This is a genomic window from Hominisplanchenecus murintestinalis, from assembly GCF_943193015.1.
In the GTDB taxonomy this organism is placed as follows: Bacteria; Bacillota; Clostridia; order Lachnospirales; family Lachnospiraceae; genus Hominisplanchenecus_A; species Hominisplanchenecus_A murintestinalis.
Genome location: NZ_CALPCM010000042.1, coordinates 1 through 21,700, shown reverse-complemented (window position 1 = coordinate 21,700; position 21,700 = coordinate 1). Strand labels below are relative to the sequence as shown.

Annotated in this window: 19 protein-coding genes and 1 pseudogene; 15 read left to right on the top strand and 5 right to left on the bottom strand. The window is 45.7% G+C overall.

Annotated elements, in window-relative coordinates; translation table 11 throughout:
• Positions 1-204 precede the first annotated feature (204 nt).
• The 5 genes from NFR99_RS12305 (at position 205) to NFR99_RS12285 (ending at position 3,931) form a co-directional block, all read left to right on the top strand.
• Entirely contained in the window at positions 205-549 is a 345-nt protein-coding gene (locus NFR99_RS12305; RefSeq protein ID WP_251353757.1) for a plasmid mobilization protein, read from the top strand.
• Positions 550-681: 132 nt separating this feature from the next.
• Positions 682-1,275: a type IV toxin-antitoxin system AbiEi family antitoxin domain-containing protein gene (locus tag NFR99_RS12300; protein ID WP_016222281.1), complete on the top strand. Its 594-nt coding sequence runs from the start codon at positions 682-684 to the stop codon at positions 1,273-1,275.
• Positions 1,272-2,126, top strand: coding sequence for a nucleotidyl transferase AbiEii/AbiGii toxin family protein (locus tag NFR99_RS12295; RefSeq protein ID WP_251353756.1), 855 nt, complete (start codon positions 1,272-1,274; stop codon positions 2,124-2,126). The genes NFR99_RS12300 and NFR99_RS12295 overlap by 4 nt, the downstream gene beginning before the upstream one ends.
• Positions 2,123-2,455: a hypothetical protein gene (locus NFR99_RS12290; protein WP_016285074.1), complete on the top strand. Its 333-nt coding sequence runs from the start codon at positions 2,123-2,125 to the stop codon at positions 2,453-2,455. The genes NFR99_RS12295 and NFR99_RS12290 overlap by 4 nt, the downstream gene beginning before the upstream one ends.
• A gap of 57 nt (positions 2,456-2,512) precedes the next feature.
• Positions 2,513-3,931: a relaxase/mobilization nuclease domain-containing protein gene (locus NFR99_RS12285; RefSeq protein ID WP_251353755.1), complete on the top strand. Its 1,419-nt coding sequence runs from the start codon at positions 2,513-2,515 to the stop codon at positions 3,929-3,931.
• A 65-nt stretch (positions 3,932-3,996) separates the two neighbouring features.
• Here NFR99_RS12285 and NFR99_RS12280 read toward each other — a convergent pair whose 3' ends face one another.
• The 5 genes from NFR99_RS12280 to NFR99_RS12260 form a co-directional block, all read right to left on the bottom strand.
• Positions 3,997-4,353 carry a helix-turn-helix domain-containing protein gene (locus tag NFR99_RS12280; protein ID WP_251353754.1) on the bottom strand — a complete coding sequence of 119 codons (357 nt, stop codon included), beginning with the start codon at positions 4,351-4,353 and terminating at the stop codon, positions 3,997-3,999.
• A 103-nt stretch (positions 4,354-4,456) separates the two neighbouring features.
• The gene (locus tag NFR99_RS12275) at positions 4,457-5,059 is read right to left on the bottom strand and encodes a response regulator transcription factor (protein ID WP_251353753.1); all 603 of its coding nucleotides are present in this window, start codon (positions 5,057-5,059) and stop codon (positions 4,457-4,459) included.
• Positions 5,037-6,602: a sensor histidine kinase gene (locus NFR99_RS12270; RefSeq protein WP_251353752.1), complete on the bottom strand. Its 1,566-nt coding sequence runs from the start codon at positions 6,600-6,602 to the stop codon at positions 5,037-5,039. Before NFR99_RS12270 ends, NFR99_RS12275 begins: the two co-directional genes overlap by 23 nt.
• Positions 6,603-6,724: 122 nt before the next feature.
• Complete coding sequence (locus NFR99_RS12265) at positions 6,725-8,698, bottom strand: ABC transporter permease (protein ID WP_120486451.1); 1,974 nt, start codon at positions 8,696-8,698, stop codon at positions 6,725-6,727.
• Between the two features lie 15 nt (positions 8,699-8,713).
• Positions 8,714-9,463, bottom strand: a complete 750-nt coding sequence (locus NFR99_RS12260) for an ABC transporter ATP-binding protein (protein WP_251353751.1) — start codon at positions 9,461-9,463, stop codon at positions 8,714-8,716.
• Positions 9,464-10,226: 763 nt separating this feature from the next.
• On the opposite strand from NFR99_RS12260, the gene NFR99_RS12255 reads away from it, so the two are divergent.
• From NFR99_RS12255 to radA, 10 genes and pseudogenes are all read left to right on the top strand, one after another.
• Complete coding sequence (locus tag NFR99_RS12255) at positions 10,227-10,829, top strand: IS110 family transposase (RefSeq protein WP_243126894.1); 603 nt, start codon at positions 10,227-10,229, stop codon at positions 10,827-10,829.
• Positions 10,819-11,349, top strand: a complete 531-nt coding sequence (locus NFR99_RS12250) for a transposase (RefSeq protein ID WP_251353750.1) — start codon at positions 10,819-10,821, stop codon at positions 11,347-11,349. Before NFR99_RS12255 ends, NFR99_RS12250 begins: the two co-directional genes overlap by 11 nt.
• A gap of 440 nt (positions 11,350-11,789) precedes the next feature.
• A pseudogene (locus NFR99_RS12245) lies at positions 11,790-12,386 on the top strand (phage integrase central domain-containing protein); the annotation flags it as partial.
• Positions 12,387-12,573: 187 nt separating this feature from the next.
• Positions 12,574-12,732 (top strand): hypothetical protein, encoded by a 159-nt coding sequence (locus NFR99_RS12240; RefSeq protein WP_251353749.1) that lies wholly within the window; start codon positions 12,574-12,576, stop codon positions 12,730-12,732.
• Between the two features lie 716 nt (positions 12,733-13,448).
• The gene (locus NFR99_RS12235; RefSeq protein ID WP_120486455.1) at positions 13,449-13,826 is read left to right on the top strand and encodes a GntR family transcriptional regulator; all 378 of its coding nucleotides are present in this window, start codon (positions 13,449-13,451) and stop codon (positions 13,824-13,826) included.
• A 32-nt stretch (positions 13,827-13,858) separates the two neighbouring features.
• Positions 13,859-16,318 (top strand): ATP-dependent Clp protease ATP-binding subunit, encoded by a 2,460-nt coding sequence (locus NFR99_RS12230; protein WP_251353748.1) that lies wholly within the window; start codon positions 13,859-13,861, stop codon positions 16,316-16,318.
• 181 nt (positions 16,319-16,499) lie between these two features.
• Positions 16,500-18,629, top strand: coding sequence for a PTS sugar transporter subunit IIABC (locus NFR99_RS12225; protein WP_120486457.1), 2,130 nt, complete (start codon positions 16,500-16,502; stop codon positions 18,627-18,629).
• Positions 18,630-18,678: 49 nt separating this feature from the next.
• Positions 18,679-19,515: a PRD domain-containing protein gene (locus tag NFR99_RS12220; protein WP_120486458.1), complete on the top strand. Its 837-nt coding sequence runs from the start codon at positions 18,679-18,681 to the stop codon at positions 19,513-19,515.
• 135 nt (positions 19,516-19,650) lie between these two features.
• A complete protein-coding gene (locus tag NFR99_RS12215; protein WP_135976716.1) occupies positions 19,651-20,070 on the top strand; it encodes an endosialidase in 420 nt (139 codons plus the stop codon).
• A 79-nt stretch (positions 20,071-20,149) separates the two neighbouring features.
• The gene (radA, locus tag NFR99_RS12210) at positions 20,150-21,532 is read left to right on the top strand and encodes a DNA repair protein RadA (RefSeq protein ID WP_120486460.1); all 1,383 of its coding nucleotides are present in this window, start codon (positions 20,150-20,152) and stop codon (positions 21,530-21,532) included.
• Positions 21,533-21,700 lie beyond the last annotated feature (168 nt).

Sequence of the window (21,700 nt, the reverse complement as noted above, 5' to 3'; positions counted from 1 at the left end):
GTAACACCTTCCTTTTCATTATATTGAATATATCATTTATTTCCTGTTTGGTGTTACAACTTTATTATACCATCTCACCGACCTGTTTTTGAAGCAGGCGCGGAAAGTCCTTCAAGCCCCGGAGAAAGGCTCCGTCCTGGAAAAACTTAAACAGGAGCCGCCGGAACGCAAACCCGCCGCCCCTAAGAAACGGGAACCGGAACGATGAGCGCGGCAAAGCGGAAACGAGAGGTACAGGTGAATTTCCGGGTTTCCCCGGAGGAGCTGGCTCTGATTGAGCAGAAAATGTCCCAGCTTGGAACCGTCAACCGGGAAGCCTACCTGCGGAAAATGGCGCTGGACGGGTATGTGGTAAAGCTGGATTTGCCAGAACTGAAGGAGCTGGTGTCCCTGATGCGCTATTCCAGCAGCAACTTAAACCAGCTGACCCGTAAAGTGCATGAAACCGGGCGGGTTTATGACGCTGACCTGGAGGATATATCCCAGCGGCAGGAACAGCTTTGGGACGGTGTGCAGAAGATACTGGCCCAGCTTTCCAAGCTCTCCTGACCGGACAGCTTGCCCCATCTGCGGAGGGAGGAACGGCGTTCTTCGCCGCGCCTTCCTCCGCTTTTTCTTTTTGACGCTATTTCCTTTCGTGCTACAATCATGTATAATAGTAGCACGAAAGGAAGTGAGGGCATGACACAGTTTGAACAGCTGGACACGATTTTAGAGGGACAACACGGTATGCTCCAAACATCAGAGGTGGTGAAACGGGGAATTCCAAAATCCGTTTTTTACAACTATGTGAAGGAAAAAGAATTGGAACAGGCGGCACATGGGGTTTATGTATCGCCGGATGCCTGGGTCGATGGGATGTACCTGCTCCATTTACGATGCAGCCAGGGGATTTTTTCTCATGAAACGGCGCTGTTTTTCCATGATCTGACCGACCGGGAGCCTTCCCCCTATTCCATTACCGTCAGACGGGGATACAGCACGACCAGATTGAAAGCGGACGGGATTTTGGTCTACACCATAAAACCGGAACTGCATGACGTCGGAAAGAGTACGGCTCGAACCCCTTTCGGGCATACGGTTCCGGCTTATGATATGGAGCGGACCATCTGCGACCTGCTTCGCTGCCGGAGCAGCATTGAGATGCAGACATTTCAAGGGGCGCTCAAAATGTACGCCCGCAGGAAAGAGAAAAACCTGCGGAGGCTGATGCAGTATGCAGGGCTGTTCCGGGTTGAAAAAATTTTGCGGCAGTATTTGGAGGTGCTATTATGATAAAGACAGCAAGGCAGCTGAAAGATTTGATCCGCAATCTCACAAAGGAGAAATCGGCGGACGCACAGATTTTGATGCGGAACTATATGATGGAGCGTTTCCTGGAACGTATTTCCCTTTCTGAATATCGGGATAACTTTATTTTGAAAGGCGGGATGCTGGTTGCCGCAATGGTAGGGTTGGATGCCCGGTCTACAATGGATTTAGACGCAACCGTCAGAGGGGCCAGCGTGAATGTGGAGGACATTGAAAATCTGATGTCCTCTATCATAGCAGTCCCCATTGAGGACGGTGTGGAGTTCCAGGTGAAAAGCATTTCGGAAATCATGGACGAGGCCGAGTATCCGGGGATTCGGGTCAGCATGGCCACTGTCTTTGACAGGGTGGTGACGCCGCTGAAAATTGATATTTCTACCGGGGATGTGATTACGCCGAGGGCAGTCCGGTACAGGTTCCGGCTTATGCTGGAGGAACGCTCCATTGATATTTGGGCGTACAATCTGGAAACCGTACTTGCGGAAAAGCTGGAAACAATGATTGCCCGGACCATAACAAACACCCGTATGAGGGATTTTTATGACCTCTACATTCTGGAACAGCTTCATGGAAGATCGCTGGATTCCGATATTCTCCGCCACGCGCTCCTTGCTACCGCCCGCAAGCGCGGGACCGAGAGGCGTTTGAAAGAAGCGAAGGAAGTGTTTTCCGAAGTAGAAAACAGCCATGCGATGCAGGCGCTTTGGTCCGCTTACCGCAGGAAATTTTCCTATGCGGCTGATCTGGAATGGAACACCGTTATGGGGGCGGTCCACCGTTTGTATGCTCTGACAGAGGACAGTGAATCGGAATGAAAAAGCGCGGGCATTACTGCAAAATCTGCGGTGAGTATAAATCAAACGAAAAGTTTTCGGGTAAAGGCCATGCGGCGCATATCTGCAAAACGTGCGCCTCCCTGCCGCCGGAAAAGAAATCTGAAATGGCGGCAATGAACCGCCTGTTGAATCTCCCCTGGCGGCTTTCAAAGGAGCAGATTTCCTGGCTGAAAAAGAAGATGCACGATAAACGCCCGGACATTCGGGCGCTCGCAAAGGAACAATATGAAATGCGCTTTTCGCCAGCCCGGTTCGAGGAGGATGAACCAAACGGAGATTTCACAGATTTTCCCTATGACATACTTTGAATAACCAGCAACGGCCTGTTCATCAGGCCGTTATTTTTTTGAGAGGAGGATTCCATCATGGCAACCACACGCATCATGCCGCTGCACATTGGCAAGGGCCGCGCCGAAAGCCAAGCGGTCAGCGACATTATCGACTATGTATCCAACCCACAAAAGACAGACAACGGCAGGCTCGTCACCGGCTTTGCGTGTGACAGCCGGGTAGCCGACGCCGAGTTTCTGCTGGCGAAACGGGAGTACATTTCCACCACTGGCCGGGTACGGGGCGCGGACGATGTGCTGGCCTATCATGTCCGGCAGTCCTTTGTCCCCGGCGAGATTACCCCGGAAGAAGCCAACCGGCTGGGCGTGGAGTTTGCAAAGCGGTTCACCAAGGGCAATCATGCCTTTGTGGTCTGCACCCATATTGACAAATCCCATATCCATAACCACATCATCTGGAACGCAGTCAATGTGAACTGTGACCGGAAATTCCGAAACTTCTGGGGCAGCACCCGCGCGGTCCGGCGGCTGAATGATACCATCTGCGTTGAGAATGGCTATTCCATTGTAGAGGACCCAAAACCGCATGGAAAAAGCTACAACAAATGGCTGGGGGACCGGGCAAAGCCCTCCCACCGGGAACAGCTCCGCGTGATGATTGATCAGGCATTAGAACAGAAACCGGCAGACTTTGACGGGCTGTTAAAGCTGCTTGCGGAAATGGGCTGTGAGGTGTCACGCCGGGGACAGGCAATCCGGCTCAAAGCCCCCGGCTGGAAGAATGTTGCCCGCATGGATGAAAAGCTGGGACAAGGGTACAGCGAAGATGAAATACGGGCGGTACTGGCTGGGGAAAAAGAGCATACCCCAAGAAAGAAAGCGGCTGTTCAATCAGAGCCGCCCAAGGTCAATCTTCTGGTGGATATTCAGGAGAAATTGCAGGCCGGAAAAGGCGCTGGCTACGCGCGCTGGGCAAAGGTATTTAATCTCAAACAGATGGCGCAGACAATGAACTATCTCACTGAGCATGGCCTGCTGGAATACGCAGTCTTGGAAGAAAAAGCGGCGGCTGCTACTACCCGCCACAATGAGCTGTCGGCGCAGATCAAGGCGGCGGAAACCCGCATGGCGGAGATAGCCGTACTGCGGACCCACATCATCAATTATGTGAAAACCCGCGAGGTCTATGCGGCCTACCGCAAGGCGGGGTATTCCAAGAAATTTTTAGCGGAACATGAAGCGGATATTCTGCTCCACAAGGCGGCAAAGCAGGCATTTGACGATTTGGGTATCAAGAAGCTGCCCACCGTCAAGAGCTTGCAGGCCGAGTACGCAACATTGTTGGAAGAAAAGAAAAAAGACTATGCCGAGTACCGGCGATCCCGCGAGGAAATGCGGGAACTGCTGGCCGCAAAAGCCAATGTGGACCGGCTAATGGGATACGGGGAGGAACGCCAGAATGACTGGGAAAAGGAACAGGGGCAGGACCGCTGACGCGCCCGTTTTTACCCGGAAATGAAAGGAGCCAGTGAGGAAACAGTCAAATTTCACTCACCGGCTCAATTCGTGTCAAATTTCTCGGATAATTCTGTTAGTTCTTTCGCGGTCTCCTGCGTATGGTGCAAGAGGGTTTCACGCATTTCTGACGGACAGCTGCAATAAAGCATCTTCATCTGATTGGCTCCCTCATCTTCTGAAGGAACATCTGGATTGATTAGAGTATCCAGAGAGACAGGAAGAACCTTTGCCAATGCCTTCAAAATTAAGTAAGACGGATTCATCTTTCCTTTTTCGATATTGGCAATCTGCTTTACAGATACATGGTTCAGATCCGAAAGTTCCTGCTGTGTCAGGTCTTTTTTCTTTCGGGCTTCCCGCATTTTTTGCCCCAAAGCGGTCAAATCATCAATCGGCATAATCATTCACCTCAAGTATATTCTATCGTGCTGATTTGCACAAAGGAATAACCTCATTGTGCCGACGAATAGGCTTGATTATGCCGATTTTATATAATGCAGGTTAAAGAGGTGGAATATATCCTAGTTGGATAGCCTTAGTCACTGCTTCTACTGCCGAGGAAACTTCTAATTTCTCAAATATATGCTGCAAGTGATTAGAAACGGTTCGCTCACTCATAAAAAGATGTCCAGCAATTTCTTTTCTTTTCATACTACTAGCCAGCATACGAAGAACCTGTTTCTCAGTCTCTGTTAGTTCCTCTATGTAGGTTTCATCTTTTTCAAAATAGGTGGAGCCATTATTTATTCTTTCAAGAATGTGCAGCAGTTCTTCTGGTTCAATATCCTTGTTGATAAAACCTTTTGCTCCAAGCTTTTCAGCTTCTTTTCGGTAAACAGGCAGATCATATCCCGATAAAACAACAATTTTTTGATCGGGATATTTTTGTAAAAGGCTCTGTGCCAAGAGCAGGCCATCTTCCTCAGACAGTTTTCCGAGACTGATGTCCATCAGAAGAATATCGGGCTTATCCCTTTCAATAATCGGGCTTATTTCATCAATGGATTTGACATTTGAAAACTGTTCAACGGATGGAAAGTCTGATAAAACAATCGCCAAACTTTGAGAAAAAAGCGCATGGTCATCGACCAACAAAACTCGCATAAGATTCCTCTCCTTTCATGGGAATTAAGAGGCTGATATTTGTTCCACCTCCCGGATTTGCTCTAATCTTCATTTTTCCATTCAAAAAGGCCACCTGCTCCTGAATAGAAGCAAGTCCGTGATGAAGGATGTTCTCATCAGGTGCTCTTGAAAATCCTGTTCCATTGTCTGACACTTGCAGGAGAATCATGTCATGTTCCTGTTGCAGTTTCACATCAATTCTTGCTGCATGAGAATGTTTGAGGGCGTTTACGGTCAGCTCTCTTGCAAACCGGCAAATTAGCATAGTGTATGGTTCCACCAAAAAAATATCGTCTCTGCAATCCAGAACAACTAAGGTGTCACTGTCATTGGTAATAGAGTCCAAAACACTTTGAAGATTCTCTTTGAATGTCAAGTTCTTTAGTAATTTCGGATGATATGCCTGCATCTGGAGCCGTATGGAAGATGTGAGTTTCCGCAGCGTATCTTCCAGCAGTCGCTGAATTTCAATCTGGTCGGCTTTACGCACCAGGTTTTTCATGGAAAGAAGATCCTGTAAAATATCGTCGTGCAGGTAATTGGTAAACTCTTTTCGGAGAGCTTCTTCATGCTTGATTTGCGCTACTGTGTATTCATAAAATGAAGAAACTTCATCTGAGGTGTTATCTTCCAATTTTCCTGCTTTCCAGAACAACAGCAGGTGATAAAGCAGTCCCCAAAACACAAGCAGATAAATCAGTGTAATCGCCGTTAAAATAGGCAAGTCAAATAACCATATGGTCAACAGGAAGCTGGTCATGCACACAAAAAGAAAAATAGCAATTACAGACCTGCTTAATGAAAAAAATGTCTTTTGCTTATGGTCTGTCCTAAAAATAATACTGTGTATGGTGACAAATGTAAGCACGACAATCAGATATAACCCCATCTGTTTAACATAGTTCTCTTTCCTAGAAAAAGCTGTCATGTAGCACATAAATGGGAGCAGAACAAAGAACACTGAAAATAATAGCTGCTTTCTTTGACTCCTTAAAATAAACCATACTCGCTTACGATGAACTACGGATATGGCAATGCACCAGACGAAAGAAAATAGAAACTGAATGTTATAGAGGATATAAAACCATCGTCTGTCAAGGAAAAAACTCATGGTTGCTGTAAAATAGAGTATCGCTATCCCGGATAGGAATATCTTCCTTCCCTTGTAATTGACACCCTGAAAAAGAAATGCCTGTACAAAGTTCACCAGCTGATACAAACAGACTGGAAGAATCACAACTGATGCTGTATCTGCAAGGGAAAATGAAGCAAACAAAGATAATCCAAAGTGCCATCCAAATAACACTAGGAGAATTGCAAGTTGTGACAGGACAGGATTCCCTTTTATATTTTTACCGGATATGTTGTAGCCGTCCCAAAACAGAAATGTGAGAAGTACAATATGAACGATATTTTCTGCCGATATTGTAGCTTCGATTGTATTCATTACGCACAGAAACACGATAAGCAATAGCTGATTGAGAATCATCAAGCCTTGTCTTAGCATATATTTTCGTTTCACAGCAATACCTCCTAGCTTTTCTCTATTTTACTCTACTTGTGCCATATCCGCAAGAAAGTGAAATGGAGTAATCACCGTAGGCAGTCGGGATTCATACTGGATTCCAACTGCCTATGATGCTATTAGTTTATCGCTGCTTTATAGCAGGAATATTTAGTTATCTGATAGTAGATAAAATAAATGATAGAAAAAATTCCGATAGCTAAGGCTATGGGTAGGATAACCTCGCCTGCCTGACCCAGCACATCATCCATCAATGCAGATTTGTAACATATGATAGCAAAAATGCTGTGTAATATACCCATCACATAAGGGATCACAAAGTAAATTTGTATTTGCCGACGGACGCATCTTTTTATCGTATCCCTGCTGTAACCCATGCGCTGAAGGATGTTGTAATCATCCCGATCGTAGGAGACAGCAGATAGATTTTGAAAGTAGAGGATGCTGCCGGTTGCGATCAGGAAGATGATGGTTGCAAATGCAATCAGCAGATAGGTGGAGCTGTTCAGCTGGACAATTTCAGTCTGCCGCTGCCATGCACTTGCAAGATAAATGTTTTCGGGCATAGCATCTTTCAAAATTGTATAGGCAGTCCCATCAGAACGGGCCGTTCCTCCGTTGATGCTGACAACAGTGATCTGTTCCGGCTGCCCGCTTGCTATGGTCTGATAAAGCTGGTCAGAGACAAGAAGCGTAGCAACACTATTTGCAAACCCGATAGGATTATTCAAGGTGGTCTGAACAACTGTCACATCCGTTGTGCCTCCATTACCAATGTTCAGGCGATAAACAGCGCCAACATCCGTGTTTTCCGGATCTGGTCGGTATTTCACTAAAACACATTCGGTATCATTAAGCTCAGACATCGTACTTTCTTTTCCCTGACTGCTCAATAAAGCCCTGTAGTCGGTCAGACTCATACATTCAAACCCCGGAGTCCGTATTTCTTCGCCGCTAATGTTATATTCATCGGGAAGATGATCTGATATGGCTGTGGTTTTGAGCAAGGTGGTTTCTTGTACCTGGCATTCCTGTCCATTTGGAGCTTTTGCTAATGCCTCCAACGCGTCTTTACTCTGCTGTTCGTCTTCAATCCGGTATTCAATGGCAGAAGGAATGATTCGCTCCACAGCTCTGTAAGGATACCAGACTGAAAGTGTGGTTGCCCCAAAAACGGCAAGTGTTCCAGCAGCCAGCAAAACCAAAAGAATCAGCGATTTTGCATTGGAGCGGATGCGGTGCATAAATTTAGGAATTACAATAATTGTGTTCTCACGGTACAGAACGCTATGGCGATTTTTGATGCACTGGCATATAAAGGGAGCAAAAGAATAAATGGACAATACGGTGCCAACTACTACCAGCACCAATGTCAACAATGCAATAGGATAAAATCCAATCGTTGTCCAAACAGATTGAGCACCTCGAACCATGTCCAATGCCAGAATATATCCGCCGAGTAGAGAAATAATTCCTATGAAGGAAAAAATGATGTTCGGACGAACAGGTTTTTCCACCTTTTTTTCTAGTCGAACTAAATCCAAAAGGGTTGATTTTAGAAGCAATACTGCATTGGAAATCGTAAGGGTAAGCAGCACAGCAAGGATAAACAGGAAGATCGAACTGACAGCATGAGGATTGATAAACGGAATTGCACTCATATCGATAGTCAGACCAAGCAAAGCAACAATTCCTGCCGTTACGCCGATGTGCAACAGGCTGCCAGCTAAAATGCCAATGAACATTCCCCCAAGGCAAATGAAAATATTTTCTATGGTCAGCAGACAAAGCATATCCACTTTGCGGTATCCAAGCAGGGCATAAATCCCCAATTCTTTCATTCGGCGGCGCATGAAAAAGTTGTTCGAGTAGAACATATAAAACACAACAAACGCCATGATGAATACTGCGACTACACTGCACATCATTTCTACGCGGCCATCCGATGAGATTTTTGCCATGATAATCTCATTCATAGAAAAAGAAGTAAAGCAAAAGTAAACCATCAAGACGAAAGAAACGGACACAAGATACAGTGAATAAAAGGAAAAGTTCCGTTTCAGATTTTTTAACGCTATCGTCGTTAAGTTCATATACTCACCCCCTGATTACCGTTTCTCGTCCTGCCGGGCAGATTCCTGCATAATAGCCTCATAGAAGCACCGGCGTTCAGAATTATGGCGCTGCAACTCGGAGATGATATGTCCATCTTTGAAGTAAAGGATACGGTCTGTATAGCTGGCAGCATAGGGATCGTGCGTTACCATGAGGATTGTGGTTCCCAAAGTATGATTGACCTCTTTCAAGGCAGTAAGCAGTTCTGTTGCGGAACTGGAGTCCAGTGCACCGGTAGGTTCGTCTGCAAAAATTAACGGAGGCCGTTTTACCATTGCGCGCGCTGCCGCCACACGCTGCCGTTGACCGCCGGACAATTCGCTGGGATATTTTTTAAGCTGAGAGTCGATTCCAAACAGTTCGGCCAGTTCCTTAACTTTCCTATCAATCTCCTGTGCTGGTTTGTGAAGCAGAGTCAATGGGACTGCAATATTTTCGCGTACAGTAAGACTGTCCAGAAGGAAATATTCCTGAAAGATAAAGCCTAGATTGTTTTTACGGAAATCAGCGGCCTGTTTTTGGCCAAGTTTTTCAATATGGGTTTTTCCCATGACAATATGGCCGTTAGTCGGAACATCGATTGTAGATAAAACATTTAGGAGAGTTGTTTTGCCGGAGCCAGACGCACCCATGATGCCTAAAAACTCCCCCTGTGCAACCTCAAAGGAAACATTGTCAAGACTGGGTTTTGGCTGGTTCGGATAGATTTTTGTGATATTTTTTACTTGTAATAGTGTACTCATAATTATTCGCTCCTTTCGTGGTACACGGACAGTATAGCGTACTATAGAAAAAAGAACATGAGTAAATCGCGCAGAAAAGGTGCGTGATTTACTCATGCTGAATCCGTACAGTTTTGATATTATATTTTCAAAATAGTGAATATGTATATCTGCCGAACGACGGCAAAAGAAAAAAAGCCGTCGTACAGCAGACCTATTAACACGCCTATACTATCTTTCGGCGGCTTTGAGAAATCAGAGCCGCCGTTTCTTTTGTGCGCCCAGTATGGGCGCAATCTAATCGGTGAAAGTCCGTAACACGCCCTAGTAGTGGGAAGTGTATAGCCAAGAGCAAGGGTGTCCATTGTGAGGTGGAATCTGAAGAAAGCTGGAGGCAAAGCTCTGGTCTGACGAACAGAAATCACATCAGGCTACAGTTAGGGATAAGGGTGCATAACAAGTCGAAGTCCAATAACTACTCGAAACTAATTGTGGTAAATGTGGCGGATGGATGGAGTGAAAGATTGCGTTCTTACCTGGGGAGGTCTCGTCAGCGGATGGAATTACATCAACAAATGCATAAGAAATCCGTAGTAACAACGAATGGCGAGAAGTCAGCAGAGGTCATAGTACCATTGTGGTTGCAAACATGATGGGAAGGACTGAACTTTAGGACAATATGAAGTGACCCCACATTTGTAGCAACGTGGATTTACCTGTATACTAAGTTTTAGAAAAAAACGATGGTAACAGGGATTACCGCATACAAAAGGAGGCCACTTACATGAAAAGAATACTACGAATTGGAATGGATGTCCATAGCACAAACTACACTTTATGCGCCATTGAGCCAAGATTTGACGGAGACGACATTATTTATGCAAATGTTAAAGTAACGCCGGAGCCGGACAATATTGTGCAGTTCATTGAGAATCTTAAGAAAAAGATAAAAGAGGACTGCGACATTCTCTGCGGCTATGAGGCGGGATGCCTGGGATTTTCCTTGTATCATGAATTAGTGAAGAAGGGAATCCGGTGTGTCATCCTTGCTCCGACCACAATGCTGACACAGCAGGGAAAAAGAATTAAAACAGATAAAAGGGATGCGCTTATGATTGCCCAGTGTCTGTCTTATGGAGGATACCATGCTGTGCATATCCCGACGGATAAAGATGACAATGTGAAAGTCTATCTGCGGATGAGGGACGACCATAAATCTGATTTGAAAAAGACAAAACAGAGAATTAATGCGTTCTGTTTAAGCCAGGGATTCCATTATGATAAGGGCAAATGGACGCAGGTACACTTAAAGTGGCTGAAATCACTTGAACTGAGTGGATTGGACAGGGAAACGCTGAACGAGTATCTGATTACCTATGAATACTAGACAAACCGGATTGAAGGCTTTGATAAGAGGAATAGAGGAACTGGCGTCTGAGACAGAGTATGTGGAGAAAGTGAAGAAGCTGGTATGCTTTCTTGGAGTGAAAACGCATACGGCGTTATCATGCCTGGTTGAGACAGGGGATTTCCGGAGATTTGCAAAAGGAAACATCTATTCTGCATACCTGGGGCTGGTACCAGGGGAAGATTCAAGCAGCGATAAAATCAACAGGCTTTCCATCACAAAAGCGTGGAACAGCCATGTGAGGAAGCTGCTGATCGAGGATTCCAAAGGGATCTGCAAGGGAGCGGTCGGGCATAAATCAAAAGATCTGAAAGCAAGACAGGGCGGCAATCCGCCGGAGGTGGTAGCTTATGCAGACAAAGCAAACGAGAGACTGAGGAGAAAGTATTACAGAATGATAAGGAAAGGCAAGAAAAAGAACGTAGCGGTAACAGCCGTTGCGAGGGAACTTGCCTGCTTTATATGGGGTATGATGACAGACAATATCAGCATGGGGTGATATCAGGCTGCCATCCGCCCGTCAAGGGTAAATGAACTGCTGCGCAGCACTTGACCGTCGGCTGTCATCCTGATGGCTGGCAATCAAGCTGATTAAGCAGGCGCAGCTGCATAATCAGCAGCAACTAAAAACAAAAAAACTGGAGATATCTTGAAGGAGTCTTTTGGAACTTCAAGGTTCGGGCTATCTGCGGCACCTCCTTGTCGGCAGGGTAGCAATACACTGATCCACGTTTTAGGACAGCAGAGCCCACGGCGGACAATTGACCTGTAGGTAACCAATCCACGAATAACGGAGTGGCCAAATGCCGGGAACTGTTAATCAAAAGGCTTCTCCAAGATATCTTCAGAATACAAATGTGGGTTTTGTCAGAGAAAAAAGTTTGTTATTTTTTAAATTTACCTCTTGACAAAAGTCACTGCATAACGGAGGTGACGGAATTGGCAAAAAGAAAAGTTGTGATTCCAGAATATGGCACTGTCATGAAAAGAGGTGTCCTGTATTATAGAACCAGAATCAAAGATGCGAATGGAAAGCTCATCGCTCTTTATGCAAGAACGCCTGAAGAACTGTACGATAGAGAAATAGAGGCATTGGAGCAGATTGACAATGCCACTTTTCATCGGAAATCGCCCATTGTTGCTGAATATTGTGAAAAGTGGCTGCTGATGCAGTCGATTCATATTCGTGCCACCATACTGACCGATTATACATCTAAGGTACGGCGGCATATAATCAAAGAACTGGGACAGAAGCGGATAGCAGATGTAACGCTGGATGACATTCAGCTGGCACTTGTTCCCGTTTCCAAAAAATCGGTTTCGGTTTATAAGTCTGTGGTGATTCTTTGTAAGTCCATTTTCCGGGCGGCGAAAGAGAGCCATGTGATTGATGAAAATCCAACCATATATTTGGATGCAAAGGGCGGCGGCGTTCCTCAAGAGGAAAGACGGGCGTTGACAGACGAACAGGCGGAACGCCTTTTAGACACTATCCAGGGTTTACCGCCCTATGTGTTTGTTATGATCGGTTTGTATAATATTAAGTAAGAAGTTTAAATAGAACCTCTTATTATTCTGCCGGAACTGCATATCGGAATTTATAGAAAAGGTGCAGATACAAATATTTTTCGCTACCCAGCGAGCGACTAATAAATGGCTGGGATACAAATATTTGTGCTCCGCTGTTTAGCGGAGCATTTTTGTACATAGGAGAGATTTTGATATGATTGAAAACAATACTGTGCCTGTTAAGATAAATGATAAACTATCAGCAGAAATAAATGGTATTGTGAGAAAGGTGATCAGACTAAATGAAAGAGGAATCAGGATTGTTTTAACGGATATAAATAATATTTTGAATGGGTTGAATAAAACAAAGTAAGTGAATATGAATGTTTATGCGTAAGTGACACGTAACTAACAAAATGCTTGAAAATGCCGTATTTTAGGAATTTGGAACTATGCAAGAGATAGGCAGTTATTTGTAAGCAGGAAATATGGAAAACCCACAGACAGATTTTGTTTGTGGGTTTTTGTGAGACTGATTATAATATACTCATATTGAATCTAAAAAGAATGGAGAAATTAAGTAATGCCGGAAATTTCATTGTTTTACGGAATTAGTGTAACGGAGGTGATAGTATGTTTCCAAAGGTGGTGCAGGTTATTCCAATGAAGGATTATTCTGTATATGTATATTTTGAAAAAGCAGTCTAAAAGAAGATGCAAATACAACACTGGATAAACAGGTTGCTGAAAACCTGAATATCATACGAAAATGGTGTTTGAGCATTTTGGAAATGGTGGAGATATTCCGCCCCAATTTGTCCATGAAAAAGAAACGGTTTCTGATAAGTATGGATCAGGCAGAGTTTTTAGAGCAGGTTCCGAATTTTTAAAAAGATAATTTCCAGAAATAGGGAGGAAGATTCATGCATATGTCATGTGCCCTGGGGCTTTGGCTTGACGCAGAATTCTACTTATGCTAATATGTGTATAACAGTTGCTGAATAAAGAATAGAGTACGAAAATGGCGCGCCTGTTCCCGGACGGATATCCTGCCGGGAGAAAGGCAGCCAATAGCGAGAAGGTGAATGAATGGTCATCAAAATTGATTTTCAGAGCAGTGAGGCTCTGTATATCCAGCTCAGAAACCAGATTATTCTGGGCATTGCTACTTCGAGGATACAGGAGGGGGATGCGCTTCCTTCTGTCCGTCAGCTGGCGGAGGACATAGGCATTAATATGCATACGGTGAACAAAGCTTATGCGGTTCTGCGCCAGGAAGGATTTTTGACGATTGACAGGCGCAGGGGGGCGGTGATTGCCCTGGACGCGGACAAGATGCAGGCGCTGGATGAAATGAAGAGGAGCCTGCGGGTGCTTTTGGCGAAAGGAAGGTGTAAAAGCATTTCCTGTCGGGAGGTGCATGAACTGGTGGATGAGATATTTGCTGAATATGCACAGGAGCAGTGAGCAGGACGAAAAACAAAACAGGAGGACATAATATGCGGGAGCAGTTTACAGAATGTGCAAATAGGGCGTTGAGCCTGGCAGAAAAGAAGGCAAAAGAATATGGGACAGGGTATGTCGGTTCGGAACACCTTCTGCTGGGGCTTTTGTTGGAGCCGGCAGGAGCAGCCGGAATGGTGCTGCGGGAAGCGGGCGTCGATCTGGAAAAGCTTCTGGATTTAGTTGATAAGCTGATCGTGCCCGAAGGGGACTTGAAGGATGCAGGCGGGTATACGCCGCGGACGCTGCAGATTCTGGAAAACAGTGAAAAGGAGGCGGCTGACCTTCAGGTGGAGAAGGTAGGGACGGAGCAGATTCTGATTGCGACGATTAAAGATGCAGAGTGTGTAGCTACCAGGCTTCTCCATACGCTGGGAGTAAACCTTCAGAAACTTTATATGTCTATTTTAGACAGCATGGGGATTGAGGAAGAAATGTATAAAGAACTGGCTCAGCATGCCAGAAATGCGAAAAATAAACAGGGAGGAAGTGCGACTCCTGTTCTGGATCAGTACAGCCGTGATCTGACGCAGATGGCGGTGTTGGGTGAATTAGATCCTGTGATTGGACGGGAAGCTGAGATTGAAAGGATTTTGCAGATTCTAAGCCGCAGGACAAAAAATAACCCGTGCCTGATTGGCGAACCGGGTGTAGGAAAAACGGCCGTGGTGGAAGGGCTTGCCCAGCGGATTGCAGAGGGGGCAGTCCCGGAACAGATGAAAGGCAAACGTGTTATGAGCCTGGATATGGCGAGTATGGTGGCGGGCTCTAAGTACCGGGGGGAATTTGAGGAGCGTATAAAGAGCGTACTGGCAGAGGCGGCAGAAAGCAGAGATGTATTGCTGTTTATTGACGAGCTGCACACGATTATCGGGGCGGGCGGCGCGGAAGGGGCGATGGATGCCTCTAATATTATGAAGCCGGCATTATCCAGGGGGGAAATCCAGGTTATCGGTGCAACTACCATTGGAGAGTATCGGAAGCACATTGAGAAAGATGCTGCGCTGGAACGGAGGTTCCAGCCGGTAACCGTGGAGGAGCCGACAGAGGAAGAAGCAATTGCGATTTTGAAAGGGCTCCGCCCGAATTATGAGGAATATCATCGGGTAACGATTACAGATGAAGCTATGGCGGCGGCGGTGGAACTGTCCAAGCGCTATATAAGCGACCGCTTTCTGCCGGATAAAGCTATTGATTTAATGGATGAAGCGGCGTCAAGAAAGCAGTTGCAAGGCTACAAAATGCCAGACCGCCTGAAAACCCTAAAAGAAGAAATTATCCGTTTAGGAGAAGAAAAAGAGAATGCGGTCAAAGCCGGAGATTTTGGAAAAGCCGGAGAGATACAGAGAGAGCAGGAAGAGCAGCGAAAGAAGCTGCAGCGTCAGGAGCGGAGCCAGAATAGAAAGGACGAAGCGAAGAGATTAGAAATTGGCGAAGAAGATGTGGCGGAGGTTGTATCCGGCTGGACAAAGATTCCGGTGCAGCGGCTTGCAGAGAAGGAATCTCAGCGTCTGCTTAAAATGGAAAAACTTCTTCATAAACGGGTCATTGGACAGGAAGAAGCGGTCAGAGCTGTGGCAAAAGCAGTTAAGAGAGGGCGTGTGGGGCTGAAAGACCCGAAACGTCCGATAGGTTCCTTTCTGTTCCTTGGTCCTACGGGAGTGGGGAAGACTGAGCTTTCGAAAGCATTGGCGGAGGCGGTGTTCGGCAGTGAGCAGGCAATGATACGGGTGGACATGTCTGAATATATGGAGAAGCACAGCGTATCGAAATTAGTAGGTTCCCCTCCCGGATATGTAGGCTATGATGAAGGAGGGCAGCTTAGCGAGAAAGTAAGGCGGAATCCTTATGCGGTCATTCTATTTGATGAGATTGAGAAAGCGCATCCTGATGTCTTTAATATTTTGCTGCAGGTGCTTGACGATGGTCATATTACCGATTCCCAGGGGCGGAAGGTAGATTTTAAAAATACGATTCTGATTATGACTTCCAATGCGGGAGCCCAGTCTATCATCACTCCGAAGAAATTAGGATTTGTCTCGGGAGATAATGAAAAGCGGGATTATGAAATGATGAAAAACGGGGTCATGGAGGAAGTGAAACGGCTGTTCCGTCCGGAGTTCCTCAACCGTATCGATGAAATCATAGTCTTTCATTCTTTGGGAAAAGAGCATATCAGGAACATCGTTAATATCTTGCTTCAGGGGTTTGCGAAACGCTGTAAGGAACAGATGGATATCACTCTGAAAATGCAGAGTACAGCTAAGAACCTTATCGAAGAAGCGGGATATGATCCCAAATACGGCGCGAGACCTTTAAAGCGGGCGATTCAGAATAAAATTGAGGATGCCCTGGCGGAGGAAATTCTAAACGGAAACATAAAAAATGGAGATACTGTTTCCGTGGGCGCGAAGGGCAAAGAAATTAAGTTTTCAACAGTTAAAAAAACGCCTTGACAAAAGTTGCGGCAGATGGTAATTTAATGATATGATATAGTATGTTACTTGTGATGGAGGCATTAACTATGCATAAATATTTTGGATGTTTATGTGTGTTAATGCCTTTTTTGCACCATAGAAAATCCAGTCCTTAATACACAAAAGACATCCACTCAAAAAAAGAAAAGGAGAGAAGAAGATGAAGGACAAGATTTTTGGAGTACTGCAAAGGGTAGGAAGATCATTTATGCTTCCTATCGCTATCCTGCCGGTGGCGGGGCTGTTACTTGGGCTGGGCGGCTCACTTACAAATGAGACAATGCTCGAAACTTATGGACTTATGGGTGTAATGGGGCCGGGAACGTTTTTAAACGCGGTGTTCCAGGTGATGAGTGACGCAGGTAATATTGTGTTTGCGAATCTGCCGATTATTTTTGCTATGGGCGTGGCAATTGGAATGGCAAAAAAAGAAAAAGAAGTCGCAGCGCTGGCAGCGGCAATCGCATTTTTTATTATGCATGCGTCTATTGGCGCTATGATTGCAAATCATGGCGGCGCGGACCGGATGCTGAGCGGCGCTACCGCATCGGTATGCGGCATTACATCTCTGCAGATGGGCGTGTTTGGCGGAATTTTGGTAGGTCTTGGCGTAGCGGCGCTGCATAATAAATTTTATAAAATCGAGCTGCCGCAGGTTTTATCCTTTTTTGGGGGTACAAGGTTTGTTCCGATTATTTCTGCGCTGGCGTATACAGTGATCGGAATTCTGATGTTTTACATCTGGCCGGTGATTCAGAATGGTATTTATGCAGTGGGAAATGTTGTGTTGAATTCAGGTTATGCGGGAACATGGGTATATGGCCTGATGGAGCGTCTTCTGATTCCGTTCGGACTTCATCATGTATTCTATCTTCCGTTCTGGCAGACAGCGCTCGGCGGTACAATGGAAGTGGCAGGCCAGATGGTAGAAGGTGCGCAGAATATTTTCTTTGCACAGCTTGCAGACCCTTCCACAGAGCAGTTTGCGGTGTCTGCTACAAGATTTATGTCTGGAAAATTCCCTCTGATGATTTTCGGGCTTCCGGGTGCGGCGCTTGCTATGTATAAGACGGCAAAACCGGAAAAGAAGAAAGTAGTCGCAGGACTTCTTATGTCAGCGGCGCTCACTTCTATGCTGACAGGTATTACGGAGCCGCTGGAATTTACATTTTTATTTGTAGCGCCGCTGCTGTACGGACTTCATTGCGTATTTGCAGGAGCTGCCTACATGTTGATGCACGTGTTTAATGTAGGTGTGGGAATGACATTTTCGGGCGGTATGATTGATTTATTCCTGTTTGGAATTCTTCAGGGAAATGGAAAAACGAACTGGATTTGGGTGGTAATCGTGGGAATTGTGTATTTTGCCGTATACTATTTCCTGTTCAGCTTCCTGATTCGGAAGATGGATCTGAAGACGCCGGGACGTGATGATTCAGAAGAGGTAAAATTGTACCGCAGAAGTGATGTAGATGCAAAAAAGAAAGGCGCGGCAGACGGGAGTCATGCAGAGGATGAGCTGTCAAAGACAATCTGCCAGGGTCTTGGAGGAAAGAAGAATATCTCGGATGTGGATTGCTGTGCGACAAGGCTTCGCTGCACAGTGTATAAGGCGGAACTGGTAAATGATAATATGCTGAAAGGGACGGGCGCTTCCGGTGTTGTACACAAGGGGAACGGCGTACAGATTATCTATGGTCCGCGTGTGACAGTGGTGAAATCCAATTTGGAGGACTATTTGGAAACAGCTCCGGACGAAGAGTATATTGGCGGCGCGGAAGCAGCGGAAGCAGAGCAGGTGAAAGAAACATCAGAAAGAACAGTGAAGGAATCTATCATTATTTCCAGCCCGATCACCGGAACAGCGGCAGATTTGGCGACAGCACCCGACGAGGCATTTGCGGGAAAAATGATGGGCGATGGAGCAGTGGTAACGCCGACAGATTCTTATGTAAGAGCGCCGGAAGATGGAGAAGTAGGATTTGTATTTGAAACAGGCCATGCAGTAGGGTTTGTGACAGATTCGGGAATGAACCTTTTGATTCATGTGGGGATTGATACAGTGAATTTAAAAGGGGAAGGATTCGAAGTACTTGTGGAAAACGGGCAAAAAGTGAAAAAAGGCACTCCGCTGCTGAAGCTGGATTTGGAGTATCTGAAAGCACATGCGCCGTCCGTCGTATCTCCGGTTCTGTGCACGGAATTGGAAGAAAATCAGCAGGTACGTTTGTTGAAAAAAGGTGCGGTTCAGGCAGGCGAGGCATTGTTTGCAGTGGATATTTGTGAGTAAAGATATGCTATTGTTACAGCAATAAAATGAAAATGCAGGCGGGGAAAGTATGTATAGGATAACAAAAGTATTAAATCATAATACTATTTTGGCAGTTCGGGTAGAAGATAACCAGGAATGTATGATTATGGGAAAAGGCGTCGGCTTTGGAAAGAAAATAAGCGAACGGATAGAAGTCCGGGAAGAAGACACGGTATATTTCTTAAAAGAGCCTACTGAACGGGGGAACGCCAGAGATATTATAAAATCTGTATCCCCGGACTGCCTTGAGATTGCGAATGAAGTACTAAACGAAGCAGAGAAAATTTTCGGAAAAATTGACAGATCCATACTTTTCCCGATGGCAGATCATATTGCATATGCTGTGAAGCGGATTCGGAACCATGAGCAGATTAGCAATCCGCTGACAGAGGATATCAGGGCGCTTTTTCACATGGAATATAAAGCGGCGCAGTGTGTTGCGCCAATTTTGAAAAAGCAGTTTCAGGTAGAGGTTGACGAGGATGAAATAGGATACATAGCTCTGCATGTACATTCGGCAATTGAAGATGAGAAAGTGTCTCAGGCAATGCAGATTGCGCTTGTGGTGAGAGAGTGCGTTTCTTTGGTTGAAGAAGAGATGGGAAGAAAGATTAATGTTATGTCGCTTTCCTATAATCGCCTGATGAATCATGTAAGGTATATGGCGGCTCGTGTCTTGAAGAAAGAGTCGCTGAAATTAAGCATGAATGATTATATGAAAGTAAAATTTCCTGAATCTTATAAAATTGCAGAAAAGGTATGTGAACAGACAGGGAACAGGCTCAAATGTACACTAGAGGAAGCGGAAATCGGATATCTGGCGATGCATATCGAACGTGTGACCAGTGGTGAACTGGATGCATGAAACAGGAATAGTGTTACTATTTATGAAATGAATTAAGGTTAAGAAACACTGGCATATTTTTCGGAATTGTGATAAAATCTAACCATAAATATTTGTGTTTTAATCACAGCAAGAGAAGACCAGGAGGGCATAAAGATGTCAGTAATCAGTGAATTAATACGTACAGAAGCGGACGGCACGATTAGTTTTGGAAACTATGAACTGAGCCAGAAATCCAAAATATCGGATTTTGAACATAAAGGTGATTTGTATAAAGTAAAGACTTTTAAGGAAATCACCAAGTTGGAAAGGAATGGCATGTTTGTATATGAATCTGTGCCGGGGAGCGCGGTAAAAAATTTGAGCGTTACGGAAACAGGGATGACTTTCGAGGTAGAAGCGCCGACTGATGTGCAGATTACCGTGGAGCTGGAGGAAGATACGCACTACCAGGTATCTATTGATGGCAAGGGAATCGGTGAAATGAAAACAAACCTGGGCGGGAAATTGGTTCTCAGCGTGGAGTTAGATAGCGCCGAAAAAGAAAAAGCAGAGGTTCAGATTGAAAAAGCATAGATTATAATGAGTTTTTGGAAATCCGTATGCGGATGCCGGAGGGTATTTCGGATACGGATTTTCTTTTGTTGGAGGTATTATGGCAAAAGGGAAAAAAACAGTTTTTTATTGTCAGGAATGCGGATATGAATCTGCGAAATGGATGGGGCAGTGCCCGGCATGCAGGGAGTGGAATACATTTGTGGAAGAGACGGCTGAAAAAGCGCCCGGAGTCAAGATAGCACGTCGGGATGCAGCGTCAGAACCGGTGAAACTTTCGGGGATACAGAGCGGGGAAGAGAGCAGGACATCTTCGGGCAGCGTGGAGCTGGACAGGGTTTTGGGGGGCGGTATTGTGTCGGGCTCTCTGGTGCTGGTAGGCGGCGACCCGGGGATTGGAAAATCTACGCTGCTGCTTCAGGTATGTAAAAATTTGACACAGGGCGGAAAAAGAGTGTTATACATATCTGGTGAAGAATCTCTGCAGCAGATAAAAATGCGGGCAGAGCGGATTGGGATGGATGGAGGCGAAATGCTTCTCCTATGTGAGACGAACCTGGTTCTTGTCAAAGAAGCTATACAGCGTGTAAAGCCTGAAATTGTGGTGATTGATTCTATCCAGACAATGTACAATGAGGAGGTTAGTTCAGCTCCGGGCAGCGTATCCCAGGTGAGAGAATCTACCTCTGTGTTTATGCAGATTGCCAAGGGAATGGAAATTACCGTTTTTCTGGTGGGGCATGTGACAAAAGAGGGCGTAGTGGCCGGACCCAGAGTTTTGGAACATATGGTAGATACTGTTCTCTATTTTGAGGGAGACAGGCATGCGTCCTATCGGATACTGCGAGGAGTAAAAAACCGCTTTGGTTCTACAAACGAAATTGGTGTGTTTGAAATGAGGGAGGCAGGACTGGCAGAAGTAGAAAATCCGTCAGAATTCATGCTGGACGGCAAGCCGGAGGGGGCTTCGGGTTCTATCGTGGCATGTTCCATGGAGGGAACCAGGCCAATCCTGATAGAAATACAGGCGCTGGTATGTCGAAGCAATATGGCAATTCCTAGAAGGACGGCGGTAGGTACAGATTATAACAGGGTAAATCTGCTGATGGCAGTTTTGGAAAAAAGGCTGGGGCTCCATTTGTCTTCCTGCGATGCGTATGTCAATATTGCAGGAGGAATCCGTATGAATGAGCCGGCTATTGATTTGGCCATCGTACTGGCGCTGGTTTCCAGTTACCGGGAACATGCGCTGAACGGAAAGACCATCGCATTCGGAGAAGTGGGATTAAGCGGCGAGGTGCGGGGAGTGAGTATGGCACAGCAAAGAGTTTCAGAGGCGAAAAAGCTGGGATTTACAACAGTTATCATGCCGCAGGTATCCGTGAAAGCGCTAGAGCCAATAGAAGGAATTCGGATAATTGGCGTGCGGAACTTACAAGACGCGGTCGGGAACATCGTGTCAGTTAACCGAGGCGAAAAATAGAGGCGAAAAAAGTTGAAAAAAGTACTTGACATATTCGGAAAGGTTTGGTAGACTAAGGAAGCTGTCGGGGACGAAACAAACAAGACAGCAAAGGACATTGATAATTGAACAGTGAAACAACCTTGAAAGTTCATGAAGACAAGGTCTTGAGAGAGACCATCCATGACT

Bases quoted from the DNA above. Each gene is read 5' to 3' on its own strand.
- NFR99_RS12230 (WP_251353748.1), top strand. From the start codon at position 13,859: ATGCGGGAGCAGTTTACAGAATGTGCAAATAGGGCGTTGAGCCTGGCA.
- NFR99_RS12280 (WP_251353754.1), bottom strand. From the start codon at position 4,353: ATGCCGATTGATGATTTGACCGCTTTGGGGCAAAAAATGCGGGAAGCC.
- NFR99_RS12225 (WP_120486457.1), top strand. From the start codon at position 16,500: ATGAAGGACAAGATTTTTGGAGTACTGCAAAGGGTAGGAAGATCATTT.
- NFR99_RS12275 (WP_251353753.1), bottom strand. From the start codon at position 5,059: ATGCGAGTTTTGTTGGTCGATGACCATGCGCTTTTTTCTCAAAGTTTG.
- NFR99_RS12240 (WP_251353749.1), top strand. From the start codon at position 12,574: ATGATTGAAAACAATACTGTGCCTGTTAAGATAAATGATAAACTATCA.
- NFR99_RS12255 (WP_243126894.1), top strand. From the start codon at position 10,227: ATGAAAAGAATACTACGAATTGGAATGGATGTCCATAGCACAAACTAC.
- NFR99_RS12285 (WP_251353755.1), top strand. From the start codon at position 2,513: ATGGCAACCACACGCATCATGCCGCTGCACATTGGCAAGGGCCGCGCC.
- NFR99_RS12305 (WP_251353757.1), top strand. From the start codon at position 205: ATGAGCGCGGCAAAGCGGAAACGAGAGGTACAGGTGAATTTCCGGGTT.
- radA (WP_120486460.1), top strand. From the start codon at position 20,150: ATGGCAAAAGGGAAAAAAACAGTTTTTTATTGTCAGGAATGCGGATAT.
- NFR99_RS12215 (WP_135976716.1), top strand. From the start codon at position 19,651: ATGTCAGTAATCAGTGAATTAATACGTACAGAAGCGGACGGCACGATT.
- NFR99_RS12260 (WP_251353751.1), bottom strand. From the start codon at position 9,463: ATGAGTACACTATTACAAGTAAAAAATATCACAAAAATCTATCCGAAC.
- NFR99_RS12265 (WP_120486451.1), bottom strand. From the start codon at position 8,698: ATGAACTTAACGACGATAGCGTTAAAAAATCTGAAACGGAACTTTTCC.
- NFR99_RS12220 (WP_120486458.1), top strand. From the start codon at position 18,679: ATGTATAGGATAACAAAAGTATTAAATCATAATACTATTTTGGCAGTT.
- NFR99_RS12290 (WP_016285074.1), top strand. From the start codon at position 2,123: ATGAAAAAGCGCGGGCATTACTGCAAAATCTGCGGTGAGTATAAATCA.
- NFR99_RS12250 (WP_251353750.1), top strand. From the start codon at position 10,819: ATGAATACTAGACAAACCGGATTGAAGGCTTTGATAAGAGGAATAGAG.
- NFR99_RS12295 (WP_251353756.1), top strand. From the start codon at position 1,272: ATGATAAAGACAGCAAGGCAGCTGAAAGATTTGATCCGCAATCTCACA.
- NFR99_RS12235 (WP_120486455.1), top strand. From the start codon at position 13,449: ATGGTCATCAAAATTGATTTTCAGAGCAGTGAGGCTCTGTATATCCAG.
- NFR99_RS12300 (WP_016222281.1), top strand. From the start codon at position 682: ATGACACAGTTTGAACAGCTGGACACGATTTTAGAGGGACAACACGGT.